Raw genomic sequence first — 25153 nt, forward strand, 5'->3', positions numbered from 1 at the left:
ACCCCAATCTACTGTACTCGTCTGTTAAAAGACTGCTCAAGACGTTCGAGCTTGCCAGCCAAGCTGCCGTCATAGATCGTATCGCCAATGGCGACTTTCAATCCGCCCAGCAGAGTCGCATCGACAATGTTCTCGATACGGATCTTTTTATTCACACGGCCTCCGAATTCACGGGCTACCGCTTCTTTTTCTTCATCATTCAATGCATAAGTCGAGTAAACCCGCGCATCGGCAATGCCGAGCGAGTCGCCCTCGATCTTCAGATAATCACTCAAAAGAGCTTCCAGCAGTTCAACGCGACCACGCTCAATCAGGAGCAGAACCGTGCGCAGGACAGGTTCGGACACTTTGCCTTCAAGGCTCGCATGAAGCACGTTCCGCTTGGCTTCATCAGAGATGTTCGGAGATACGATGAACTTGATGATCTCGGCATCCCCGGTCAATCCGCTGACAACCGCACGCAGTTCCTGTTCAACTTCAAGCACCTGCTGCTGCTGGAGAGCGACTTCGAACAATGCTTTCGCATAACGCTTGGCAACAATCGTATCGCGGCTCATTGTCGGCCCCCTACCTCATTGAGGTATTGGTTCACAAGTTCTTCTTGTGCTGGACCGTTCTCAACTTCTTTTTTGATCAATTTGGAAGCAATCTGAACGGAAGCTGTACCCAGTTCGCTGCGAAGCGCTGCAACCGCTTTGTTCTTCTCACTTTCAATTTCACGTACCGCATCGTCTTTCAGACGATTAGCTTCAGCTTTTGCGTCAGCCAGAATGGACTCAGCCTGTTTGCCGCCCGTTTGTTTGGACTGTTCAATGATGTCGTGAGCTTCCTTGCGCGCTTGCTCCAGAGCTTGTTTTTGTTCCTCCACATAGGCAATGGCCTGTTCCCGAGTCTGAGCAGCCTCATTCATCTGCGTCAGCACGAGTTCGCGACGTTTTTCCATGATGGAGAACAAAGGACCGAAAGCATAACGGCTAAGCAGCCAATATAAAATTGCAAATGCGATAATCGCAAGAAGCGTATTTTCCCATACGAAACTCAATCTGTTCACTCCTTCCTGGAGGTATCCTTGAAACGTTCATCCGCATGAACGGACATTACCTAAAAAGAAGGCGCGGATGGCTATGGCCTTCCCCGCCAAACCTTATCAATTTAATTAAGCCATACCGTAGAACATGAACGCGAGTACCACACCGATGATCGGCAATACCTCGATCAGACCTACCCCGATAAACATTGTTGTTTGAAGAGTGGATTTTGCTTCTGGTTGACGTGCAATTCCTTCTACTGTCTTGCTGATTACCATACCGTTACCGATACCTGCGCCAAACGCGCCCAGTCCTGCAACAATTGCTGCTGCGATTAATGCCATTGCTCCCATTTGTATATCCTCCTTAAAATTATAAATCGAATTTTTTTATTGTTCAGCCTGGTGAAGAAATCTTCGTCGGGCTTGGAACTTAATGTTCGTCGTGCGTCTCGATGCTCTGTGAAATGTACACCATCATCAAGATTACAAAAACAAATGCCTGGATCGCGCCGATAAAGATACTAAAGCCTTGCCACACCATCAGCAACGGAATGGCAGCAATTGCGCCAAACACTTTGAATGTAGTCAGCTTCAGGATCGTTGTGATCAGTACCTCACCCGCGAAGATATTCGCGAATAGACGCATACCGTGTGTCAACAGCTTGGATGCCGTCTCAATCAAGTTGATGGGCAAGAACAAGGCGAATGGCTGAAGGTAGTGCTTGAGATAACCTCTCGTGTTGCGGAACAATCCGAGTCCATGAGATACCATGAACGCAACAAGCGCCAGTCCCATGGTTACCGATAAATCAGCGGTAGGTGATTTCCACCATGCCAATTCAACGTGTGGGTGTGCTTCAGGGTCTTTGGCATGCGCTTCTTCAAACGCATCGACCGCTGTAACGATCGGCTGACCAAACACCTGCGCATGCTCTGCGCTGTCCACTGCGGTTACTGCCTGGAACGGAAGACCCAGCATGTTACCAACAAAGATGAACATGATCATGGAAAGAGCGAGAGAGATAAAGTGCTTCCCTTTCTTCATATCCATCGTACTGGAAATCAGATTGCGGACGAATTCTACTGCCCACTCCATAAAATTTTGCAGCTTGCCGGGATTTTCAACGGACAATCTCCTTGTAGCCAGTACAGCAAAAATAAAAACGAGGGCACCTGTAACAACCAGCATCAACACAACCGATAGATCCAATCGAAATCCGCCAAGCATAATAATTGGAGCTTCATGCATATTTTTCTCACCCCTTTCTCGACTTGAAAGCTGCAGGACCTAACATCATTCTGCTCTGCGGGAATAGACAATCCCTATAATCAGTAAGGAAAATTGCGCAATGACCAGACCGCCTGCAACCGCGTATGTATTGAAGTACTGCGGAAAGCGCATCGATATGAATATACCGAGCACAGCGAGTGCCGCTCTTGTCAAAAATCCCAGGTTCACACGCTTCAAGTTACCTTCTGCCGCATCATCAGACATTTTCCTTACTTTGTAGCCCAGGTAAAATGCATTGATCCAGCTAATTCCTGTACCCAGGGCCAGTCCCAAAGCAATTGTCTCCACACGGGGCATAAAGGCCGCTGCGAGAAAACAAATCATAAGAAAGTACATGATGAAAACAGTCATCCATCTGCGGTATCTGGTTAGTTCACTCATCACTTTCCCCCATGAATTTTTTCGCGATAAAGTAGATGCTCACGCCGCCTGCGGCCAGAAAAAAGAGAACGCTTACGGCGATCCATATTCCGTTACCTCCAATGGTCTTGTCCAACCAGGAGCCAGCGTAATATCCGGCAACAGCGAGAATGGCAATCTCGATCCCAAAAGCTGTCACGAGTCCCATCGCTTTCCATACGTTATCGTCATGGTTACGGGATGAATTTGGTTTGTTCGAATCGGCCATTTTCCACGCCACCCTTGCAATCCCAGTTAATTTTACTGAATGATGAGAGCCTTTGTCAATTGAATGATTTTAGCGTTTTAAAGGGTAAAACGACGGGTTTACAGGCCCCCGGGAGCCCATAAACCCGCGTAAACCGTACAGTTTAACTGTATGCTGTACCCTTTATGATTCAGTCAGAAAAAACGAATTATTTTTTGAATTTTCTGTGAAATGATTCCGGACGCTCACTATTTACGCCAAAATGGTGCAAAATCGCATTGACAATTCTTTCCGATGCATGTCCATCACCGTATGGATTGGCAGCTTGACTCATGCTTGCATACAGCGTTTCATCCGTAAGCAGAGCTTTGGTCCGTTCATATACACGTTCCTCATCCGTACCCACCAGTTCCAACGTTCCGGCTTCGATGCCTTCCGGGCGCTCCGTCGTATCCCGCAGAACCAGCACAGGCACACCAAACGAAGGCGCTTCTTCCTGCAAACCGCCTGAATCGGTCAAAATCAAGTGAGTATGCGGATAAAAGTTATGCAAATCCACCACGTCTAGCGGATCAATTAATTGAATACGGGGGTGATTCCCCAAAATCGCGTGAGCCGGCTCCTTCACAGCAGGACTTGGATGCACCGGGTACACGATGGCAATGTCTTCGAACTCGTCGGCAATCCGTTTGACGGCCTGGAAAATGTTGCGGTGAGGCTCGCCTTGGGATTCACGGCGGTGAGCTGTCATCAGCACAAGACGTTTGCCTTGCGCCCATTCAAGTACCGGATGTGTGTAATCCTGCCGTACTGTATATTGAAACACATCTGTTACCGTGTTGCCTGTGACATACGTACTAGACTCCGGTTTATTTTCTTTGGCAAGGTTGGAGAAAGACCAATCCGTCGGTGCAAAATGCAGGTCTGCAAGCACACCGGTTAACTGGCGATTCATTTCCTCCGGGTACGGAGACAGCTTGTTCCACGTACGAAGGCCTGCCTCTACATGGCCGACCTGAATTTGCTGCAGAAACGCTGCATAGCTGGCTACAAACGTAGTCAGCGTATCCCCGTGAACAAGCACGATATCGGGTTTCGCTTCACGCAGTACAGGTTCCAGGCCACCAAGTACACGAATCGTAATTTCATTCAGCGTTTGGCGATCTTTCATCACGTCCAGATCATAGTCCGGTTGAATGTTAAACACCTCAAGAACCTGATCCAGCATTTGACGATGTTGTGCGGTCACACAGACGATGGATTCGATAGATTCGGGATGTTTCTGAAGTTCCAAAATAAGCGGAGCCATCTTGATGGCTTCCGGACGAACTCCGAATATCGTCATGACTTTAATTTTCTTGGACATTCAAACAAAGCCCCTTTTCTATTCAGCATGCAGCATGCTTATTTAGTGCCGTACAGACGGTCTCCTGCATCTCCCAGTCCGGGAACGATATAACCGTGATCATCCAGACGATCGTCCAGTGCAGCCACGTAGATGTCCACATCCGGATGCGCATCCTGAACTGCTTTTACACCTTCAGGTGCTGCAACAAGGTTCATCATTTTGATTTGGGTGCAGCCGCGTTTTTTGAGCACGTCAATCGCAGCAATGGCAGATCCGCCTGTTGCCAGCATTGGGTCGATGACAATCAGCTCACGCTCCGTCACGTCTGTAGGAAGCTTCGTGTAGTATTCAACAGGCTGCAGTGTTTCCGGGTCACGGAACAAACCAACATGTCCTACTTTTGCTGCAGGCAGCAGTTTAACAACGCCATCCAGCATACCCAGACCTGCACGCAGAATTGGTACCAGACCAAGCATACGTCCGGAAATCACTTTTCCTTTTGTCTCAGCTACAGGTGTTTGCACATCAATGGTCTCCAGCGGAATCTCTCTTGTAATCTCGTACGCCATCAGCGTAGCCACTTCATCCACCAATTCGCGGAAATCTTTCGTATTCGTACGCATGTCGCGTATAAACGTCAGTTTGTGTTGAATCAAGGGGTGATCACATATTACTAATTTTCCCATCTAATTTGTCCCTCCGGTAAGTTCTTCATGTTCAGCATTTCCAATAATGCCTAATCATCATTCATAGGCCCGATAAATCCTGTATATTATATCATCACCTACACCGAATTACACCATCAAAGGACATGTAATCATTACAGAAAACCGAATACTATAAAAAAAGGACCGGAAACTTGGCGTGTTCCGGTCCTTTTTTGCTCTAGATGTTAGTCGGTCCCATTCGTGATGGACTAGTATTTCAAATCTGTGTACAGCGGGAATTGGTCTGTAAGTGCAGTTACTTCTGCACGAGCTTCATCCAGTTTCGCTGTATCTTTTGGATTTTTCAATGTTTTTGCAATGATCTTACCAATGGCAACCATAGCCTCTTCGTTCATACCGCGGGAAGTGGCTGCAGGAGTACCAATACGAATACCGCTCGTTACAAACGGGCTCGTCGGATCAAATGGAATTGCATTTTTGTTCACGGTAATACCGATGGAATCGAGGACATGCTCAGCTTCCTTACCCGTGATGTTCACGCTGCGTGTGTCGATCAGCATCAAGTGGTTGTCTGTTCCGCCGGATACAATGTTCAATCCTTCGGCAATCAGTGTTTCAGCCAAAACCTGAGCGTTCTTCACTACGTTTTGTGCGTAAGTTTTGAATGAAGGCTGCAGGGCTTCACCCAGTGCTACCGCTTTGGAAGCGATAACGTGCATCAAAGGTCCACCTTGGGAGCCTGGGAATACCGCTTTATCAATCGCAGCTGCCCAGGATTTGCGGCACAGGATCATACCGCCACGAGGTCCGCGCAGCGTTTTGTGTGTTGTCGTTGTAACAAAATGGGCATGTGGAACCGGGCTCGGATGCAATCCGGCAGCAACCAGTCCTGCAATGTGGGCCATGTCTACCATAAACAATGCACCTACGTCGTTGGCGATGGAAGCCAATTTTTCAAAATCAATCGTACGCGGATATGCACTTGCACCTGCAACGATCAGACGAGGACGGTGCTTGAACGCTGCTTTGCGCACTTCATCGTAATCGATCAGGAACGTATCTTCCTGCACGCCATATGCCACGAAGTTGTACAGCAAACCGGATGCATTCACCGGGCTGCCGTGAGTCAGGTGTCCACCATGAGCAAGGTTCATGCCCAGTACCGTGTCGCCAGGTTTCAGCGCTGCAAGGTATACTGCCATATTCGCTTGTGCTCCGGAGTGAGGCTGTACGTTTACATGTTCAGCTCCGAACAGTTCCTTCGCGCGGTCACGTGCGATATCTTCCACGACATCCACGTGCTCGCAACCACCATAATAACGTTTGCCCGGGTATCCTTCTGCGTACTTGTTCGTCAGTACAGAACCAAGCGCCTCAATTACCGCTTCACTTACGATGTTCTCGGATGCAATCAGCTCAATGTTGTTCTGTTGACGTTTCAACTCCAAATTCATCGCTTCAAGTACTGCAGGGTCATTCTTACGCAATTGTTCCATGTTTAAATTCCTCCCAGTATATTAGTGAAGTTATAAAGCAAAATTGATGTTTACACGAAAACGGAGAGTGCAGGACCAATCTAAAGAAACGAAGTGGTCGCCTTTATCACCGGATTCCCCCTTAAAAAGGGATTCAAAAAATCTGGGGATAACAGCGATCGGAAGATGGTTCTGCAATCGGAGTTAGGAGTGTAACCTTTCAGTTTCGCTTTATAGTAGGTTGAAGATTTAGTCGCAAAATGTCGAATCTGGTTGCTCTTCCATCTGATACACCGCGCGTTCGCCGCCAATCAACTTCGGACGGGTCAAGGCTGTGGTCACACGGGCTTCCCCGATGTAGCGAAGCGTTGTACGGAAAGGGACTGCCACATGCCGTAAGTGCATGCCAATCATCGTTTCCCCGATATCCACTCCCGCATGAGCCTGCACATGTTCAGCAAGGCAAGGATCACTCAGCGAACGATATGCTGCGGATGCCATGGAACCGCCTGCCTTGGGAACGGGTACCGCGCCCACTTCAGTCAAACCAAGACGTGTGAGCAGTGAACGCTCCATTACCAGTGCGCGGTTCAAGTGTTCACAACACTGAAATACAGGCTCGAAGCCAAATTCCTGCTGTACTTCGCGAATACCGGCAAGAAGCTGCTGTGCCACATCCACCGCACCACTCGTACCAATTTTTTGGCCAGCGACCTCGCTTGTGCTTGTACCGATCACAATGATCTGTCCAGGTCCAAGCTGTCCGGCAAGTGCCAGTTCACGCAGAATGGATACGGTCTGTTCCTGCAATCCGGGTTGTTCTGAATCTAACTCAATAGTCATCCTATCGCCTCCCGATAAAATCATGCCTGACTTCCTCACGGCTGCCCGCTCTTGTCTTCATGCACGGCATTTCAGGTACTATTATAGCGAATAATCAGATGAAAGACGAAAAAAAGAGCAGTCTGCGGGTATCGCAGAATTGCTCTTTTGCCCAGGCGACCGGCCGTTTGTTCCGGTGCTCCATTGTGGTTGTGCCCACTTCGTCGCCAGTTACACCGGATCCCTGTTTTCCCCTTCATCATAAAACAACCCACGCTTAAAATCAACGGGTAATTTACATTACATGTCCGTTTTTGCACTAGAAAAGTAGTTTGGAGATTCAATTGTCACTGTCCATTTACATTGCCCTGTACAATCCCGGTTTATCCTAACTTGTCCAGGAGGCGATCCAGTGCGGTTCTGATCTCCGCAGCGGCGATATTGTAATCGTCACGACTGCCACCGAACGGGTCAGATATATCAAAGCTTGGAATACGCTGCCGGATCTCAATCGCGCGCTCACGCTCTGACGCCAGAATCTCCTGACCCAGTGCACGTTTCAGCTCCAGTGTTGCAAACAGGCTGTCCAGTTCCTGGAGATCATCCAGGACCTGCTCATCGTTCTCCACATACTCTTTCAGCGTATACGTTTTGTGAACCGAGTCCGGGAAAACCTGCAGGACATGCTGTTTATGGCTGCGCGTCAACGTAAGAACCAGATCGGCCCATCCAATCAGGCTCGCACTAAGCTGCGTGGAATGCTCTGGCCCCTCCGCCTGATGATCTCTTAGTACTGCTTCGGCATGACGGGAAATCGGCATACCGGATGCTGCAGCCACGCCTGCAGAACGAACCTCCACCTGAATGCCCCGTTCCGATGCCAATTTGCGCAAAAGCCCCTCCGCCATGGGGCTGCGGCACGTATTTCCTGTACATACAAACAAAATATGTTTCATTGTGATAGCCTCCCCATTTCGCAAATGTTGTCGAATAATGCAATATTTTAATTTTAAATGAAGAAAATTTAAAGAGTATCGTTATGACTGCACAAGGCTGCCAACGTCCTGCTCTATGACTATTAAAAAATAAACAGCAGTCCAAACGCAAGCAGGATGGCTCCGCCGATGGCTTCACCATAATCGCCAAGATTTTGGCTTACTCGTCTACCCAGCAGCAGACCCATCACGGACATGATTCCACCGCATGCGCCAAAGGCAAGTACCGTCAGTACCAGATCACTGCTAAACATGCCGAGAGACACCCCAACGGAAAACGAATCCACACTCACACTGAGTGAAAATAAAATCACACCTAACATGGAGCGATGATCCACCAGCTTGGTGTCGCCTTCACGAAATGCATTCAGTATCATGTGGCCCCCGAGCAGAACGAGCAATCCGCCTGCGGCATACGTCGTAATATCTCCAAGAAGTGAACTGACGTATTTCCCCGTGTACATACCGATCAGCGGCATGATGACATGGAACAGGGCCGTGACAAAACTGATTCGCAGCACGTCCCGCAAACGAATGCCTTTCATGCCGATCCCAATACCCAGCGAGAAGGCATCCAGCCCAAGGGCGACGGCCATAATCAAAATGGTTACCAACTGCCCCAAATGGGCAGACACATCCCACATTCCCATACCCCCAAGTCACGTAAAGGTTCTTGTACACGATATGCGGACAAGAACACAAACATGACGGGAGATAGAGAATGAATAGTCAAGCAGAGACGCAGGCAGGCCTGGCTAAAGAAGATTGGTTTAATCGGCAGGCTGTAGTGGTGTTCGAAGGCACAACCTGCCGATTAGGCGGACCGGAGAAACATCGTCAGCTCCGGTCATGGTGCTACTGGTTACCAACCTGTATCAGCTGGTGACCCGCAGCTTTGAGCAGCCGGTTCATGACGGCTGCACCCAGCCCTTCGCGTGAGCAGGCTTCAGCCACAATATATGTGGCGCCCTGCTCATCGCAGCTGCGCAGCGCGGCATACAGCCGGCGCGCTGCTTCTTCAAGCTCGCTGGCATTGCCCAGCGAGAACACGGCATCGGCGCGGTACTGCTCCGCGTGCTCAGCGAACGCCAGCACCGCGGTGCGCTCTCCGCGCTGCGCCGCCTCCGCGAGGGCGGCGCTGATCCAGGCAGCCACAGCTGGCGGCGGCCCCTCTACCACGCACAGCGCTCCTGTGGGCGCATAGTGCGTGTACTTCATGCCCGGCGAGCGCGGCGCCGGGCTGTCATCGCCAGCGGGCCCTTCGGCGAGAATCGCCGGGTCCGTGGCGACACGGGCGGCAACGGCGGACAACTGTTCCGCCGTAATGCCGCCAGGGCGCAGGATGGTGACGTTACCGTCGTCACCGACCTGCACCACCGTGGACTCGACGCCCACCCCAGTAGGGCCGCCGTCCACAATGCCGCCGATGCGGCCAGCCAGATCCTCGCTCACATGTGAAGCGAGAGTCGGACTTGGCCGCCCGGAGCGGTTAGCGCTTGGCGCGGCCACCGGACAAGCAGCCGCACCAAGCAGCTGCAGAGCCACCGGGTGATCCGGCATGCGCACGGCCACCGTATCCAGACCAGCAGTAACCCGCGGGGATACTGCACCTGGCTTAACAGGCAGCACAAGCGTAAGCGGCCCCGGCCAAAAGGATTCAATCAGTGCTTCCGCCGCTTCATTGACTTCCGTAACCAGCGAGTCCAGCTGGTCTCGATGTGCAATGTGCACGATCAGCGGATTGTCTGATGGGCGGCCTTTGGCTTCAAATATAGCCTCAACCGCGGCTGTACTGCGCGCATCTGCGCCCAAACCGTATACCGTTTCCGTCGGGAACGCCACGGTCTGACCTTGACGAATGCAGGCTGCGGCAGCCTGCAAGTCGGCGAGCGCCTGCTGATAGGCGCTCTCTTTTTTCTCATCAGATCCCTGTTTCTCAAGTTCACTCATAACCAAATTACCCACGACATGTGGATGTTTCTCACTCAACAATGCTCTGACATCCCACACAGGGGTAACCAGCTCTTCTTGGGCTTCCGAATCTTTGTTACCTGTGTATTGGTCTTGTTCTCTATTCATATATTCATCATCCCTAAACTCCAATAGGTTAGTAACCGCCAGGCTCAACCTTGCGGTAGCTGTCTTGTTTCAATTTCGAATACCTATAATTATAGCATATCTGTTCAACCTAAGAATCGGCTCAGTACTTCTCCTGCACCCCCCATATTTTAAGCAGGAGAGCGTTCCATAAAAAAAGAATCAAAAGGGCAGCTCCCTGAGTCGAAGTCGCCCTTCACTATGAATACCTTACAGAATTTATGCAAACAGCCCGGCTACCCAATCCCATAGTTTAACCGCCAGATCCACCAAGAAGAAACGCGCTTCCGGTGCCGCCCCCTGAACAGATGCTTCGGCATCTCCAGGCTCAGCTGCTGCGGCTGCAGATACGGTAGACGGATTCGCCAGCGCATCTCCCGTACTCGCATCAATGAAGCACAATGGCGGGAACAGCACACACCACCAATTCTGACCTTCTCCTTCTCCCAGTGTTATACGCACTGATTCATAATCTCCTGCGGGATATACCGTGCCTCCATATAGTTTGGTAGGGAACGGGACAACACCAAGCTCCACCTGGTACGGGTAGTCCAGTCCACGGCTTGCCAGTTCTTCTCCCACCCGATCTTCGATTTCAGACAAATGCTCACGAATGACATGGCGTGCTTCATCCAGACTTTGCGGATTATCCAGCGCTGTAACCCACTCGCTCATCTGGGCAACCACGGCATCCCGAATCTCGCGTTTCACCAGTTGATCCCCTGGTGCATCCGAATTTGCAAGAATCCGCAAACGGATGGATTGCTCCGGAATCGCTGTAGCAGCTACAGCTGCATCCGTCTTTTGACCTTCCCACATCATAATAATCATCATAAGACAAACGATAATAAGTCCAATTTGTTTCACTGTTCTTCTGCTCATCCCGTTCTCCCCCTCGGCTCCCGTGGTCATGTTCCCTGCAACTCTCTCATGTCTATCAGTATGCCCGGAAGAGACAGAAGTAAACCTAGCATAAACCATAAATCTAGTAAATTCATTCTCTAATTTTACTGTTGTTCAGCGGAATTAAGAAAAGGCCGACCACATCTGTTTACAGAGTGAATCAGCCACGTTTCCGAATGAAATTGAACCTTATGCTGTAAAGCTATCGATGCATATCCCTCTCCATGCTTACACCGCTCTCTTTTCTTTCCTGAGCAAATGCAATAACCGTTCTGGCAAGCCGGGCTTCTGCTCCCCAAGCAGCAGGTCATCTTCCTCTTCCTGTCCATACAATTTAATGCTCATGACCAGTCCGATACAGGCCATATTAATAAGCAATGAAGTCCCGCCATAACTGATAAACGGAAGAGTAATTCCTGTTAGCGGCATCAGTCCGAGGAACGCCCCAATGTTTTCAAACACTTGGTACAGCAGCATGCCGATAATGCCTACAATAATGACTGGTCCTGCCCGATCTTTGCATTCCAGGCCAATCAGCACCATTCGGTGAATAAGAATAAAGTAAAGTAGCAAAAGCACCGACGCCCCAACAAAACCGAATTCCTCAGCAATAACGACAAAAATGGAATCCGAATACGTATACGGCACACGTCCGCTTTGCACGGAAGTCCCTTGCAAATACCCCTTACCGATAATGCCTCCTGACCCTATAGCCAAGCCGGCATTTTTGGTGTGCCAAGTTGCCTTGGATGTGGCCTTTTCCGGTACAAGCCAGGGATCGATCCGTTCCGCCCAGTGTTCACGGTCGACCTTTTCGAGAAAGGTAAAGATCTCATCGTGATACGTCGTGTAGGCTTTGACAAAACCAAAGAAGGTTGCACCAACAATGACGAGGCCAATGATCGCGTGTTTCAGCTTGATATTACCGATCCAGAATACCGCTGCCAAAATGACGACGTAACCCAGCGCGTTACCCAAATCATTTTGAATCATGACGAGTGCAAACGGAATAAATGCCCAGCATCCGATAGGGACGACATCTCTCCAAAAACCTAGCATGTTCCTTTGCCGCTTCACAAGCAAATGTGCGAGAAATAGGATCAGGATCATCTTGAACAACTCTGCAGGTTGAAACGAAAGATTTTCCCCAAGTTTGATCCAGCCATTGGCATTATTAATAGGTCCCCCTACAAAGTTGACGAGAACAAGCAGAATGATTCCTATGCCATACAAATAAAATGCATACTTCACATACAGCTTGTAATTCACTAATCCGATACCCAACACAGCGACAAATCCTATGAAGTAAAATAACAAGGTTTTGATATGATGCCTGGCCAAAGTGGCATCCGTCTGCGTACCACTATAAATGGCGAACACACTTACGATCATCAGCAAAAACAATACAAAAAGAATAACGCCGTCCATCTTCTTCAGCATTCTCAACATGATTTCAATCGTCCTCCCGGGTACCCAAATCCACATTTCCATATTATCTCAGTAATTACCATTATATAAAAGAGAGCTTTCAATTGGAAATTTTAATCACTAGGCGGGGAATGGATTACAACTCACCTGACCAGCACAAAGAATCTAGCAAAAGAAAAACCCTGGAAGAGTCAGCTCCAAATGGATTGGATTGATCTTTCCAGGGTTCTATGTCTAACTCATTTTGATTATGGAACACGGTAAAAGGATTACTGTTCCTGCTGGGACGGTTTCCTTCTGAACAACTTGAGGACGATATCCGTAATCCCCGGTTGTTCGGCAGAGCCCAGAATATCCTCGTTCTCTTCCGTGTGAACCTTGATACTCATCACGATCCCCATACTGATCATGTTAATCATGATTGAGGTACCACCCGAACTGATAAACGGCAACGTAATCCCTGTCAGCGGCATCAGACCAATAAATGGACCGATATTGACAAAAATCTGGTACAGCAGCATCGCTATAATGCCGACAATGAGATAAGGCCCTGCGCGATCTTTACATTCGAGCGCTATAAGTACCAGCCTGTGGATGAGAATAAAGTACAGCAGCAGCAGCACTGAAGCACCTACAAACCCAAACTCCTCCCCAATCTGCACAAAGATCGAGTCGGCATAAGCTAGCGGTACCCGATTGGATTGAATCGTTGTACCTTCCAAGTATCCTTTACCGCTAATGCCCCCAGAACCAATCGCCAGCTTCGCGTTATAGGTCTGCCAGAGCACATCTCTGGAAGTCTGATCCGGTACGAGCCATGGATCGAAACGATCCGCCCAGTGTGAACGCCCAACATCCTTCAGAAATTTGACAATTTCATCATGATAATGAATGTAAGCCTGTATACCGCCGACAAAAGCAACCACTGCGATAATAAAACCAATAAGGGCATGAGTGAATTTAATATTACCGATCCATAACAGTCCCACGAGAATAATTACATAACTCAAAGCATTCCCCAAGTCATTTTGAAGTAATACGAGTAGTAATGGCGGCAAAACACAGAGTGAGACCGGAATGACATCACGTCCAAAATAAAGCGGACGATTCTTCTTTCGGGCCAATAAGGCCGATAAGAACACAATCAGGCACAGCTTGAACAATTCAGCAGGCTGCAAACTTACACCGAATATAGATAACCAGCCCTTTGCCCCATAATACTCTTTACCAAAGAACATAACAAAAATAAGCAACAGCATACCTACGCCGTAGATATACAGATAATTTTTGATGATGAATTTGTAATTAACCATCGACATCCCAAAAAAGACCACGAAACCCAAAATATAATACATAACGGCACTCTTCGTGAGTCCCTCCAGCTTTGGACGGCCAAAGGTCGTACTATAAATCGACAAAATACTGATAACCATCAATATAACCAAGATAAAAACAATCGAATAGTCTATCTTTTTGAATTTATGCAGCATGTAGTTATGTTCCCCCAAGCATTCAGCAATCTTCGGTATATCTCATTGTAGAGGATTTCACGGCAAAAAGAAAACCCGCGGAACCTTACATTTTCGTCACCTGTTCCGAAGTCCGAACACCCAGGACATGCCGCTCAATCCCGGCAAGGTCCGGGACAATGATAATTTCCGGCCAGTGTCCGGCTGATTCAAGCAATGCGGCAATGTCGCGAGCCTGTCCCTGACCGAGTTCAAAACCAATGACCTGCGGCGGCGCAGGCAGCAGTGCCAGCTGCTCCAGCATGACCCGGTACGGCGCCAGTCCGTCCGGACCGCCGTCCAGTGCCGTGCGCGGCTCATGATCGCGCACCTCGGGCTGCAGCCCGGCGATATCAGCCGCCGGGATATATGGCGGGTTGGACACCAGAATGTCCACCCGAACCCCTGCGAACGGGGCCAGCAGATCACCTTCGCGGAAGTCGATCTGTACCCCGTTCGCGGCCGCGTTCCGCGCGGCCACTTGCAGCGCTGCCGCCGAGATATCTCCGGCGCCGACCTGCCAGCGCGGGCGCTGCGAGGCGATCGTCACGGCGATCGCACCGCTGCCCGTGCCAATATCGACGGCGAGCGGAGCGCCGCCAGGAAACACGCGGTCGGCTTCGCGCAGCACAGCCTCGACCAGCAGCTCCGTCTCCGGCCGCGGAATCAGCACGGCCGGCGTGACCTCGAACGGCAGCCCATAGAACTCCTGGCTGCCGATGATATACTGCGCCGGCTCACCCGCAGCCTTGCGCGTGACGGCGTCCTCCCAGCGGCTGCGCAGCTCGCTGGGGAAGGGTTCCGGCAGCATCATGTAATACGCGGCGCCATAGACGCCGAGTACATGCTCCAGCAGCAGCCGGGCATTATTCTGCGGCTCGTACACGCCGCTCTTTTCCAAAAAAGAGGAAGCCTCCACGAAGGCTTCCCGACAGCTCTGTTCCGGCGTCATCACAAACTGCGCGCGGGTCACAGCATTATTCTCCTCTATCCATCATCTCCGTCTGCTCCGCAATCGTCAGCGCAGACAGGATTTCTTCAATCTCTCCGTTCATGACCTGATCCAATTTGTGCATGGTCAGACCAATGCGGTGATCCGTTACACGGCTTTGCGGGAAGTTGTACGTGCGAATCCGCTCACTGCGGTCACCTGTACCCACTTTACTCTTACGTTCCCCTGCAATTTTTGCTTCTTCTTCCTGGCGCATCATATCGAAGATCCGGGTACGCAATACTTGCAGCGCTTTTTCCTTATTCGAGTTCTGCGACTTACCATCCTGACACGTCGCCACGATTCCGGTTGGAACGTGTGTTACCCGTACAGCGGATTTCGTCGTATTAACCGACTGTCCACCGGCACCGCTGGAACAGAACGTATCCACACGAATGTCCTTATCATGAATTTCGATATCGAAATCTTCGGCTTCAGGCATAACAGCTACCGTTGAAGTAGAGGTATGAATCCGTCCACCTGATTCGGTTGTCGGGATACGTTGTACACGGTGTGCACCACTTTCATACTTCATTTTGCTGTAAGCACCGCGGCCGTTGATGAGGAAGATAACCTCTTTGAATCCGCCGACATCATTCGTATTGGCGTCCATCAGCTCCACGCGCCAGCCTTGATTATCGGCATAACGTGTGTACATCCGGTACAGATCCGCTGCAAACAATGCCGCTTCATCTCCGCCAGCTGCTCCGCGAATTTCCACGATGACGTTTTTGTCGTCATTCGGGTCTTTCGGCAGCATGAGAACACGAATCAGTTCGTCCAGTTCTTTCTGGCGAGCGCTCAGTTCATCAATTTCCATTTTGACCATTTCACGCATCTCGTCATCCAGCTTCTCGCCTTGCATTTCTTTGGCTGCTTCGAGATCCTGACTTACCTGTTTGTACTCATTGTATGCTTCATACGTCGGCTGCAGATCGGACTGCTCTTTGGAATACTCACGCAGCTTTTTGTTATCGCTTGCCACATCCGGGTCACAGAGCAGCTCGCTAAGCTTGTCATAACGGTCGGCCAATGCCTGTAATTTATCCAACATATATAGTCACCTCACGATTTATTTTCGGTTATACGCTGCACGTCTCCGGGCAGGCGTTCCATGTTTATTTATCTATATCATCTATTTTCATAACGCATAGGTTCTCAGTCCAACCGAACCCTGACCGTAACATTCATTAATGACCGACGCAACATCGCTACAACGTCATCAAATCCTTTACTTTTAAGTTATATAAAAGAGCTCATGTACCTTACGCGAAGCCCCGCTTAAGTCTTACAAAAAGCGAGCTAAATCAACCTAGGTACACGACTCTTAATTATAGCATATTCTTCTCATCCTGAACAGATGCTTTTCCACCTGCCTACAGGTTCGCTTTAGATTATGGCACAACTGACAATGGCATTATTACATTATTCTTCAATGGATATCAGCTACAACAAGCCATCTTCAAGCTGTTCAAGAACCAGGCTCCACCAAGCTTTTTCATTCGATAAACTACCTGGATCCTGTTCGGCAAAGAAAGCCCGGAGTTCGCTTATGGCCTCTTTTCGGCCGGATACATGGCCCTTTTTCTTTCCTGGTGTAAGCTCTCCCCTTTGAAAAGCTGCCAGTTTGGCTTGGGCTTCTTCCAGTGTCATCACACTGGGCTCATGCACTTCGGAGAAATTCTCAATGAATTGAGCGTAACGCTGGAGAAATTCAAGAAACCGAACCAGACTGGTGTTGATCAACCCGTGTTCCCCTGACGATGCTTCTACCGAGTAAACTGCGCCCGTTCCTGTCTCCACACCGAACAAGGCGGATTTTTCCTCCCACTCATATCCGATCGGCAGAAGCGTGGTGAAGCCATCATCACGTTGTACCTGAATCAAGCCTCGTTCCGGCATGGACCGAAAATGGACACCCAGCAGATCGTTACCCTCATCGCGAAACTGGGGTACTCCCTCAACAAGAAGCAGATCGCTAATCTCTCTCGGTAAATGCATCGCTTTCACATATGCTTCATCATATTGAATACGAGTTACTGCATTCTCCATTTGTCCATCCTCCCCCATGCCCTTTTCCTCTATTATATCCACACCGCGCAAACAATCCAGTATAAGCAGAACAAGCGGGGCGCTATCACGGATCCTTCCCTGCTATTCTCGCCTACTCCCTCTAATCTGCTGTTCCCTTCATCCCAATTAAAAACCCTGCCATCTTCAGAGAAGACAGCAGGGCTGTTAATGTCTATCATGTACTGCTTAAATTGGTTAACCGATTATACGTTGAAACGGAAGTGCATAACATCTCCGTCATTGACAACATATTCTTTACCTTCCAAACGAAGCTGTCCGCGTTCTTTGGCACCGTTCATGGAACCAGCCGCGACCAGGTCTTCGTAGGAAACGACTTCTGCACGAATGAATCCGCGCTCGAAGTCTGTATGAATTACACCCGCTGCGCCCGGTGCTTTTGTACCCTTGCGGATCGTCCACGCACGAACTTCCTGTACACCTGCCGTGAAGTATGTGTACAGACCCAGCAGTTTGTAAGCGGCTTTGATCAACAGGTTCAGACCGGAATCCTCGATACCGAGCTCTTCCAGGAACATTTGTTTATCTTCGCCTTCCAGCTCGGAGATTTCTTCTTCAACTTTTGCACTGATCGGCACCACTTCTGCATTTTCAGCAGCCGCGAATTCTCTTACTTTTTGCACATAGGCATTGTTCGCCACATCACCGATCTCATCCTCGGCTACGTTTGCTGCGTACAGAACCGGCTTCAGGGTAAGCAGGTGCAGATCACGTACGATCAGACGCTCTTCGTCTGTCAATTCCATGCTGCGTGCCGGCTTATCTTCGTACAGAACAGCCTTCACTTTCTCCAATACTTCCACTTCTTGAGCAGCCTGCTTGTTGCCGCCCTTCATGTTTTTCTTGGAGCGTTCGATTTTTTTCTCAACACTCTCGATATCAGCCAGGATCAACTCCAGATTAATCGTCTGGATGTCGCTTACCGGGTCAATTTTGCCATCTACGTGTGTGATATTCTCATCGACAAAGCAGCGTACCACATGAACAATCGCATCAACTTCACGAATGTGGGCAAGAAACTTGTTACCCAGACCTTCGCCTTTGCTTGCGCCGCGTACAAGACCTGCGATATCTACGAATTCAAACGCTGTTGGCACCGTTTTTTTCGGTACAACAAGTTCTGTCAATTTGTCCAAACGCTCGTCCGGTACTTCAACGATCCCCACGTTCGGGTCAATCGTACAGAACGGATAGTTTGCCGACTCGGCACCTGCTTGTGTAATTGCGTTAAACAGAGTGGATTTACCAACGTTAGGCAGGCCCACGATTCCAGCTTTCAAAGCCATGTATATGACAACTCCTCATTCATTACTTGTTCGGTATGGATAATCCTATACATTATATATGACAAACCCGGAGGCATCAAGGAACTTCGGGTTTCGTTTCTGCTTGATTACCGTTTAAGTTCCTTGTACATCGTCAGATCGGTAATCTCGTAACCCATCTTGCGATACAAGCTGCTCGCCCGCACATTATGTCCAAACACATGCAAACCGATCCGATCCACATGAAGACTCCGAGCCGCTTGTTCAAGGGCGTCCATTGTTTCGGTGCCATATCCTTTGCCACGATACGCTTCTTCGACGACAATATCGAGCAAGAAGGCTTCCTTACCCCGACGATTGTCCGTAATGTTAAACCAGATATACCCCACATTGCCGTCCACCGGATGCACCAGATTATAAATGTAGGCTCCAGGCGTATTCAGTCCTTCAGGCAAAAAGCGATCATAAGATGCCTCAGCAAGCTCCTGCGCTTCTTCCTCCGCCCATGCCCCTGCTTCTACTTTCTCTCCAGCAAAATCCTTAATTGAACGCATCCGAAAACTCGCAAACTCTTGATCATTCATCGGCACAAGCTCCAAAGCATTCCCTCCCCGTTTCAAATTCCGCATAACATTTTCTACTGCCTTATCCTGCTGTACCTTTTTATTTTCATCATACATGAAGGAGAAATTCCACATAACTTTTGTCAGACTTTCATTGTTTATTAAGCATAACGAGAGGAGCACATAAAATGAAAAGACGTCGCAAATGGCTTTCATGGAAAGTCATCTTTCTCTTGGCTATAACTATCTTCTTTGGAATCATCATAGGTATGGCTTATCCAACCATAGACCAATTCAGATCGCTCAGGATCACCATTCACAATCAATCTGACTTCGATCTTACAAATGTTAATGCAAGCCTTGTCCAAGGTGAAGGCTCGGTTAACACTGGAAGAGATGGCTCTGTGTACAAGCTGAAGAAGGATGTCGCCAGCGGCAAAAAAGTAAAGTTTGCTCCTAGGCTTAGGCCTTCCGGGGAATCATCCGTCCACCTGCAATTTACGGATAGCCGCGGGGAGATCTATAACAAGACCGTCTGTGGTTATACGGAGTATCTATCCGGCAATACCTACGTCACCGTAACCAATGACAATATCACAGTAAAAGAAGAGTGTCTGTAATCCTTCTATCGTTTCAACATCAAAAAGGGGCTTACCCCGATGTCATCAGCATGAACATGACGGGATGCCCCTCTTCCGTATTACCGCCGCTCGATCAATCTTGGTGTCTGCTGCAAATCTTCGATTCGCCCGGCTCCGATACCGAACATGACCGTACGAAGTTCGAACTCCACCTGCTCCAGGCGCTGATCCAGTGCTTCATCCGAAGCCACTGCAGATTCCAGCAAGGAACGACCGAAACCTGCCAGGTCTGCGCCCAGTGCGAGCGCCTTGGCTGCATCCACACCATGATGTAGTCCACCACTGCCAATCAGCACCCCTTCCGGATTCAGCGCCCTGACTTCCCGGATGCACTCGGCAGTCGGAATGCCCCAATCGGCAAAAGCTTCAGCCGCAGCGCGGCGAACCGGGTTGTTATTCCGGTATTTCTCCACCTGTACCCAGCTGGTGCCTCCTGCTCCGGCCACGTCGATAAATGCCGCCCCCGCTTCATACAGCCGCTGTGCCGTTATTCCATCAATGCCCCAGCCGACTTCCTTCACCCCAACAGGCACATCCAGCGTACGGCACAGATCTTCGATCCGGTTCAACAACCCGCTGAAGTCCGTATTGCCCTCCGGCTGAAAAATCTCCTGCAAACCGTTCAGATGCAGGACCAGCACATCCGCGCCAGCAATCTCAACGGCGCGCTGAAAATCGGCGGTATGGAAGCCGTAATTCAACTGCACTGCACCCAGATTCGCAATCACCGGGATGTCAGGGGCCCAGCGCCGTACATCGAAGGTCGTCGCCAGTTCAGGTTGTTCCACTGCTGCCCGGATGGAACCTACGCCAAGCGCCCATCCTCTGGCATTGGCCACGCGGGCAAGCCGCTCATTGATGGCGCCTGTCGTTTGGCTTCCACCTGTCATCGAACTGATGAGCAGCGGTGTACGGACCTCTTTTCCAAAGAACACCGTGTTCAGACTAACCTCATCGAAATTCAGTTCAGGCAGGGGATTATGACGAAATACGTACCGTTCCATTCCGCTCGTGATCCCTTCTCCTGCCACATTCTCTTCCAGACAGAGGCGCACATGCTCCAGCTTCCGTTCCCCCGTAGCCACCTCGGGAAGCAGCCGTTTGCCGGCTCGCTCTTGTTCATTCATGATGAGACCTCCTTATGTGAGAAATTGTGCGGATGGACAGGGGCCCCCTGCCTGTTCCGTTCAATTGGATTAATCCGTTTTTCTTGCTTATATGTAACGCACACTTTTGCATGTATAGAATTCCTATAAAGTCGTCGGCAATATACTCCACGCGTCAACTCTACCCAGTATACCGTTCCGGACATGCTATGGAAAGGGCGCACCATCTCATCCCTGATGAATCATAGCAGCACGGACGCAAGCTGCTCGCCCACCAGCTGTCCGGATAGCGTTACAATCGGCGTCCCGCCTCCCGGATGCGTGGTTCCACCCACATACCATAACCCCTGCACATCCCTGCTTTTGTTCCCCGGGCGAGAGAAGGTCTGCCTCACTGAATTGGATGAAATCCCGTAGATCGACCCTTGATGAGCCAATGTATCGCGCTCAATATCCTGAGGTGTGTACCGGATTAACACATCTGATTGCCTTAACCCTGTAATTCCCCGCTGTGCAAGTTTATCCAGTACCAACTCACCGTATCGCTCTGTTTGCTCTTCCCAGTTCCATGCATCTGACAGATACGGGGCGTTTACCAATATAAACAGATTACTCGCTCCAGCTGGAGCCATGCCCGCTTCCGAATAACCGGAATAACAGATGTAGATGGTTGGATCCAGAGGCATTCTGCGTTCACGGAAAATATGATCAAACTCCGGTTCATACCTTTCCGAGAAAAAGACGGTATGGTGCAGCAGGGAATCATACTGCCTCCGCACGCCAGCCAGTGTCACATAACCGGAAATGGACGGCTCATACTTGTGAATTCTGCCATCACTCATCTGCTTCCGATGCTCCGGTGCAAGCAGGAGACGGTTTACACTGAGCACATCACCGTTGGCCACCACCTGAACGGCTTCATGGAAACCCCGATCCGTATCCACACCGATGACTTTGCCATGTCTAACGACAATTTGCCGAACCTCCGTACCCGTCACAATCCTTACGCCTTTTTCTTCAGCAAGCTTCGCCATGGCTTTAATCAGCCCGTAGGTTCCGCCTTTTACGCCGTATACCCCTTCATCCGCCTCTACATGGCCCAACATGGCGAAGATGGATGGCGCTTGATAAGGCGATGATCCGACGTAAGTCGCATAACGGCCGAACATCGCCAATGTGTTTGGATGACTGAAATAGGATCGCAGCAGCTGATTGAGCTTCACAGCGGGGCGAACCCGCAGCAAACTGCGAAGCATCTGAAGGTTGTACTTGTCCTTTGCGGTCAGCAGCAGCTTGCCAAGAAAGTGACGATTGGCTTCCGCATAAAGTGCTGCAGACTCATCCATAAATGCATCGTAGCGAAGTGCGTCTTCCGGACTGTAGGCCGCAATCTGTTCTTCCATCCAGTCCCGTTTGCCGGATAGATCCACCACGGTACCGTCAGCAAATATATTGCGTGTTCGAGGCTCAAGCTCATACAGCTGGACGTAATCCTCCATTTTTGTCCCCGCATGCTCAAAAACAGAGCAGAAGGCGGAAGGCATCGTAATCGTACTTGGACCGCGGTCAAAATGATATCCGTCCCGTTTCACTTGCTGCAGCTTTCCTCCTATATTAGCTTGGCGCTCCAGCATGGTTACCTGTATGCCTTGTGATGCAAGGCGAATGGCGCAGGACAATCCCCCGAAGCCCGCGCCAATAATGACCACTTTTCTGCTCAACTATACCGCCTGCCTTTCCAAACGTATCCTTTCCCTGAGCGACCGGCCCGCCAGGATGCCATTCCAATACCAATCACGCAGGCCATGCTGACAGGCTGCAGACATGCAAGCCACCAAGGCTGCCCTCCTGTCTGATCTGCCACCCTTTTTACGCCCATGCCCAGCAGTGTGCCAATGAGTCCAAACCAGATCGCTGTAGAGTTCCCTGACAGTAGTCCGAACAGGAGTCCAAGTGGAGGTACAAGGTACATTAGCGTATACATGAATAGGGTACCCAGCAGGAGTACGTCCCTGCGTCCCGTTCCTTCGTACATGTTTTTCTTATACCCGTTCCTTACTTCGGTGCCATTCTGATACATTCGCGTGCTGACCCATTCATGCACATCAGCCAGCATAACCGGATGACCTGCACGCTTGATCGCCTTCGCCAGACTCATGTCGTCCACCAGATCTCCCTGAATGGCTGCATGGCCGCCGGAAGCCTCATAACTTGAACGATGAATCAGCAGAAAAGCTCCGGTTGCCGCTACGAATACCGGACTTGAGGATTTGCGTATCATGAAGATGGGAAGATGGCTGATGATCGTGAATACCATCATGGGTACGACCAGCTTCTCCATCCATGTCTTTGCCACCTGATAGGGAAACCCTGTCACAAGACCTCTTCCCAAGTCACAGCCGGCAGCTACGGTATGCCGAATAGCCTCCGGCTCCAGCCTTACATCCGCGTCAACGAACATAAACCACTCGCCTTTGGCCTCCTGAACCAGTTGATGGCACGCGTGAGATTTACCCATCCATCCCGCCGGCGGATGGACCCCCTCAAGCAGTCGTACACGTGCATCCCGATCTGCAATCGCCTGAACCAGGGCCGCCGTTTCATCCTCGGAACGATCATCCAGAACCAGCACTTCCATCCGGTAGCCGGTTGTGTCACTTGCGAGTACACTCTCCAGACACCCTTCAATATGTAGTCTTTCATTCCGCGCCGGAATCAGGACAGATACAAGCGTATCCTGCTGCAGCAGCCGGTCTGCAGGGAACGAGCGAATTTTGGGAAGACAGGTCGCATTCCAGAGAGCAAAAATCAACTGCACACAGAGTGCAGCTGTCAATATGATCCATAATATCTCGGATGCACTCATGTTAACGGCCCCCCCGCTTTCGTGCTGCATCGTATTTTTCACTTGTGGATCGTCCGTTACGAATCAGGGACACTGCTCCCGGCAGACTTCCTTGTCCGATGCGGACCAGCTGAGACTTATGCTCGTCTAACTGCTCTTCCAACACCTGACCAAGCCTGGCTGCAATCTCCTCGCTCTTCCATACACTCCAGTCTTCAATTACAGGTGCTCCGGCAAGCATTGAGATCTCCGGCATATCATGCTGAACCATCCCGTGACATAGGGTCACAGGTACGGCTAGTGTCTGCGGAGAGCGGCGAAGCAGTAACCCTATGCCCGGGCGAAACCGGATTGGTCTGGCATCCTGATGCAGGATTTCGCCCTGCGGAAAGATCCACACTCTTTTACCGGACTGAAGCAGCCCTGTTGTATATTGCATGGTCTTTCGGATCGCAGAAGCACTCTCCTTGTTGATGGAGTAAGCGCCCAATTTGCGAAAGAAGGCATAATGCTGCAGCTGCCTCTCTTCCATCATGACGTAATGATCCCCTACAGAAGTCCGGCGCGATGCGTGATAGAGCAGCAGACCATCCCACCAGGAGCTATGGTTCATGAAATAGAGCACAGGCCGGCTCGGGTCAATGGGCGAGACTGCCTTGCCGTCAAATTGCGGATCCAGTGTTCCCGATAGCGTGAACGAACGGAAGCGCCGGTGCAGCAGATAATACTGATTGTATAAATAAAACATTCGGTTAAACGGTTTTGATTTTGCGGCGGGAATCATAGAACCAGCTCCCTTCTGCTAGCAGCATGCCCACAAGCGCAATGATGAAACTGCCTGTGATGCCTTCTTTCCATGCGAGCAAACCGAATAACAGGATGAACAGCTGATACAGCCACTTGGCCCGCAGCAATGAGCTGCGGTCAGCAGGCATGGCAGGAAGAAAGAGCGACAGGAACGCACCCATAATGAACCAACTGATGTAATTGGTCCAGGGAACGCCATAGAATCCGCCAGGGGCCTCCCAATGCCAGAAACCTCTGGCGTGCGCAACCGGATCCAGTACCAGATCAAGTAGAATAGCCCAGAAACCGGTCTTGATTGCACGTATCAGCTTCCCAATCCAGGTCGAACCGCCGCCGCTTAACAGAGCGGAGTTCCCAACGACTGCAATCCAGGCAAATCCCAGAGTGAGCGGTACACTAAACAGATGAATACCGAAGAAGTCTGAATAGCCGTATTCACCAAAGGGCCAATTCGTATGGACACCGACCCATTCCACCCCCATGCCACCCAGCCAAAGAATGGCAGAGGATACCCAGAGTCCTGGCTGCTTCCATATGACTGACTGGTCGGACATTCGATTTCTTCTTCGTCCCTGATAGATCAGATCCACTACATACAGTGCATAGAAAACCAGAAACAGTCCATTCGAAAACGATAGTAGTTTAGGTACTCCGATGGTAAGCATCAACGTG

The 25153-nt window shown here is 50.2% G+C and carries 28 protein-coding genes and 1 riboswitch; of the genes, 2 read left to right on the top strand and 26 right to left on the bottom strand.

What is annotated here, in order from left to right:
• Positions 1-8 precede the first annotated feature (8 nt).
• The 12 genes from ABGV42_RS27825 to ABGV42_RS27880 form a co-directional block, all read right to left on the bottom strand.
• Positions 9-557: a F0F1 ATP synthase subunit delta gene (locus tag ABGV42_RS27825; protein WP_347384621.1), complete on the bottom strand. Its 549-nt coding sequence runs from the start codon at positions 555-557 to the stop codon at positions 9-11.
• A complete protein-coding gene (gene atpF / locus ABGV42_RS27830) occupies positions 554-1042 on the bottom strand; it encodes a F0F1 ATP synthase subunit B (protein WP_095291225.1) in 489 nt (162 codons plus the stop codon). Before atpF ends, ABGV42_RS27825 begins: the two co-directional genes overlap by 4 nt.
• Positions 1043-1156: 114 nt before the next feature.
• On the bottom strand, positions 1157-1381 hold the full coding sequence (atpE, locus tag ABGV42_RS27835) for a F0F1 ATP synthase subunit C (protein WP_017691934.1): 225 nt from the start codon (positions 1379-1381) through the stop codon (positions 1157-1159).
• A gap of 79 nt (positions 1382-1460) precedes the next feature.
• Positions 1461-2279: a F0F1 ATP synthase subunit A gene (atpB, locus tag ABGV42_RS27840; protein WP_095291222.1), complete on the bottom strand. Its 819-nt coding sequence runs from the start codon at positions 2277-2279 to the stop codon at positions 1461-1463.
• Between the two features lie 45 nt (positions 2280-2324).
• Positions 2325-2702: an ATP synthase subunit I gene (locus tag ABGV42_RS27845; protein ID WP_095291219.1), complete on the bottom strand. Its 378-nt coding sequence runs from the start codon at positions 2700-2702 to the stop codon at positions 2325-2327.
• A complete protein-coding gene (locus ABGV42_RS27850) occupies positions 2695-2949 on the bottom strand; it encodes an AtpZ/AtpI family protein (RefSeq protein ID WP_024632723.1) in 255 nt (84 codons plus the stop codon). The genes ABGV42_RS27845 and ABGV42_RS27850 overlap by 8 nt, the downstream gene beginning before the upstream one ends.
• A gap of 187 nt (positions 2950-3136) precedes the next feature.
• Entirely contained in the window at positions 3137-4294 is a 1158-nt protein-coding gene (gene wecB, locus ABGV42_RS27855; RefSeq protein WP_095359964.1) for a non-hydrolyzing UDP-N-acetylglucosamine 2-epimerase, read from the bottom strand.
• A 38-nt stretch (positions 4295-4332) separates the two neighbouring features.
• Positions 4333-4962 carry a uracil phosphoribosyltransferase gene (upp, locus tag ABGV42_RS27860; RefSeq protein ID WP_347384622.1) on the bottom strand — a complete coding sequence of 210 codons (630 nt, stop codon included), beginning with the start codon at positions 4960-4962 and terminating at the stop codon, positions 4333-4335.
• Positions 4963-5192: 230 nt separating this feature from the next.
• Positions 5193-6440: a serine hydroxymethyltransferase gene (glyA, locus tag ABGV42_RS27865; RefSeq protein WP_095291213.1), complete on the bottom strand. Its 1248-nt coding sequence runs from the start codon at positions 6438-6440 to the stop codon at positions 5193-5195.
• Between the two features lie 228 nt (positions 6441-6668).
• Positions 6669-7262 (bottom strand): TIGR01440 family protein, encoded by a 594-nt coding sequence (locus ABGV42_RS27870; RefSeq protein WP_347384623.1) that lies wholly within the window; start codon positions 7260-7262, stop codon positions 6669-6671.
• A gap of 142 nt (positions 7263-7404) precedes the next feature.
• A riboswitch (ZMP/ZTP riboswitch) is annotated at positions 7405-7486 on the bottom strand.
• Positions 7487-7624: 138 nt separating this feature from the next.
• The gene (locus ABGV42_RS27875) at positions 7625-8197 is read right to left on the bottom strand and encodes a low molecular weight protein arginine phosphatase (RefSeq protein WP_347384624.1); all 573 of its coding nucleotides are present in this window, start codon (positions 8195-8197) and stop codon (positions 7625-7627) included.
• Positions 8198-8319: 122 nt separating this feature from the next.
• Entirely contained in the window at positions 8320-8880 is a 561-nt protein-coding gene (locus ABGV42_RS27880) for a manganese efflux pump MntP (protein ID WP_127537248.1), read from the bottom strand.
• 77 nt (positions 8881-8957) lie between these two features.
• On the opposite strand from ABGV42_RS27880, the gene ABGV42_RS27885 reads away from it, so the two are divergent.
• Entirely contained in the window at positions 8958-9122 is a 165-nt protein-coding gene (locus tag ABGV42_RS27885; protein WP_347384625.1) for a hypothetical protein, read from the top strand.
• Here ABGV42_RS27885 and ABGV42_RS27890 read toward each other — a convergent pair.
• The 9 genes from ABGV42_RS27890 to ABGV42_RS27930 all read right to left on the bottom strand — a co-directional run bounded on the left by ABGV42_RS27890 (position 9092) and on the right by ABGV42_RS27930 (position 19199).
• The gene (locus ABGV42_RS27890) at positions 9092-10315 is read right to left on the bottom strand and encodes an L-threonylcarbamoyladenylate synthase (RefSeq protein ID WP_347384626.1); all 1224 of its coding nucleotides are present in this window, start codon (positions 10313-10315) and stop codon (positions 9092-9094) included. The two genes, ABGV42_RS27885 and ABGV42_RS27890, sit on opposite strands and share 31 nt — an antisense overlap.
• Positions 10316-10552: 237 nt before the next feature.
• Positions 10553-11215, bottom strand: coding sequence for a stage II sporulation protein R (spoIIR, locus tag ABGV42_RS27895; protein ID WP_347384627.1), 663 nt, complete (start codon positions 11213-11215; stop codon positions 10553-10555).
• Between the two features lie 249 nt (positions 11216-11464).
• On the bottom strand, positions 11465-12685 hold the full coding sequence (locus ABGV42_RS27900) for an FtsW/RodA/SpoVE family cell cycle protein (protein ID WP_347384628.1): 1221 nt from the start codon (positions 12683-12685) through the stop codon (positions 11465-11467).
• A gap of 248 nt (positions 12686-12933) precedes the next feature.
• Positions 12934-14154: an FtsW/RodA/SpoVE family cell cycle protein gene (locus ABGV42_RS27905; protein ID WP_347384629.1), complete on the bottom strand. Its 1221-nt coding sequence runs from the start codon at positions 14152-14154 to the stop codon at positions 12934-12936.
• Between the two features lie 85 nt (positions 14155-14239).
• On the bottom strand, positions 14240-15124 hold the full coding sequence (prmC, locus tag ABGV42_RS27910) for a peptide chain release factor N(5)-glutamine methyltransferase (RefSeq protein ID WP_347385230.1): 885 nt from the start codon (positions 15122-15124) through the stop codon (positions 14240-14242).
• Between the two features lie 25 nt (positions 15125-15149).
• Complete coding sequence (gene prfA, locus ABGV42_RS27915) at positions 15150-16217, bottom strand: peptide chain release factor 1 (protein WP_175396675.1); 1068 nt, start codon at positions 16215-16217, stop codon at positions 15150-15152.
• A gap of 392 nt (positions 16218-16609) precedes the next feature.
• Positions 16610-17215, bottom strand: a complete 606-nt coding sequence (locus ABGV42_RS27920) for an SUKH-4 family immunity protein (RefSeq protein WP_341176304.1) — start codon at positions 17213-17215, stop codon at positions 16610-16612.
• Between the two features lie 224 nt (positions 17216-17439).
• Positions 17440-18540 (bottom strand): redox-regulated ATPase YchF, encoded by a 1101-nt coding sequence (gene ychF, locus ABGV42_RS27925; RefSeq protein ID WP_127537255.1) that lies wholly within the window; start codon positions 18538-18540, stop codon positions 17440-17442.
• Positions 18541-18647: 107 nt separating this feature from the next.
• The gene (locus tag ABGV42_RS27930; protein ID WP_347384630.1) at positions 18648-19199 is read right to left on the bottom strand and encodes a GNAT family N-acetyltransferase; all 552 of its coding nucleotides are present in this window, start codon (positions 19197-19199) and stop codon (positions 18648-18650) included.
• 71 nt (positions 19200-19270) lie between these two features.
• Here ABGV42_RS27930 and ABGV42_RS27935 point away from each other — a divergent pair, with 71 nt between their 5' ends.
• Positions 19271-19702 carry a hypothetical protein gene (locus ABGV42_RS27935; RefSeq protein WP_347384631.1) on the top strand — a complete coding sequence of 144 codons (432 nt, stop codon included), beginning with the start codon at positions 19271-19273 and terminating at the stop codon, positions 19700-19702.
• A gap of 80 nt (positions 19703-19782) precedes the next feature.
• Here the strand turns inward: ABGV42_RS27935 and fni are convergent, their stop codons facing one another.
• The 5 genes from fni to ABGV42_RS27960 all read right to left on the bottom strand — a co-directional run bounded on the left by fni (position 19783) and on the right by ABGV42_RS27960 (position 25146).
• Positions 19783-20850, bottom strand: coding sequence for a type 2 isopentenyl-diphosphate Delta-isomerase (gene fni, locus ABGV42_RS27940; protein ID WP_347384632.1), 1068 nt, complete (start codon positions 20848-20850; stop codon positions 19783-19785).
• A 221-nt stretch (positions 20851-21071) separates the two neighbouring features.
• Positions 21072-22550 carry a phytoene desaturase family protein gene (locus ABGV42_RS27945; protein ID WP_347384633.1) on the bottom strand — a complete coding sequence of 493 codons (1479 nt, stop codon included), beginning with the start codon at positions 22548-22550 and terminating at the stop codon, positions 21072-21074.
• Positions 22547-23695 (bottom strand): glycosyltransferase, encoded by a 1149-nt coding sequence (locus ABGV42_RS27950; RefSeq protein WP_347384634.1) that lies wholly within the window; start codon positions 23693-23695, stop codon positions 22547-22549. The genes ABGV42_RS27945 and ABGV42_RS27950 overlap by 4 nt, the downstream gene beginning before the upstream one ends.
• Before the next feature lies 1 nt (position 23696).
• Complete coding sequence (locus ABGV42_RS27955; protein ID WP_347384635.1) at positions 23697-24458, bottom strand: lysophospholipid acyltransferase family protein; 762 nt, start codon at positions 24456-24458, stop codon at positions 23697-23699.
• Positions 24427-25146: a carotenoid biosynthesis protein gene (locus ABGV42_RS27960; RefSeq protein ID WP_347384636.1), complete on the bottom strand. Its 720-nt coding sequence runs from the start codon at positions 25144-25146 to the stop codon at positions 24427-24429. The genes ABGV42_RS27955 and ABGV42_RS27960 overlap by 32 nt, the downstream gene beginning before the upstream one ends.
• Positions 25147-25153 lie beyond the last annotated feature (7 nt).

The organism is Paenibacillus pabuli (assembly GCF_039831995.1).
In the GTDB taxonomy this organism is placed as follows: Bacteria; Bacillota; Bacilli; order Paenibacillales; family Paenibacillaceae; genus Paenibacillus; species Paenibacillus pabuli_C.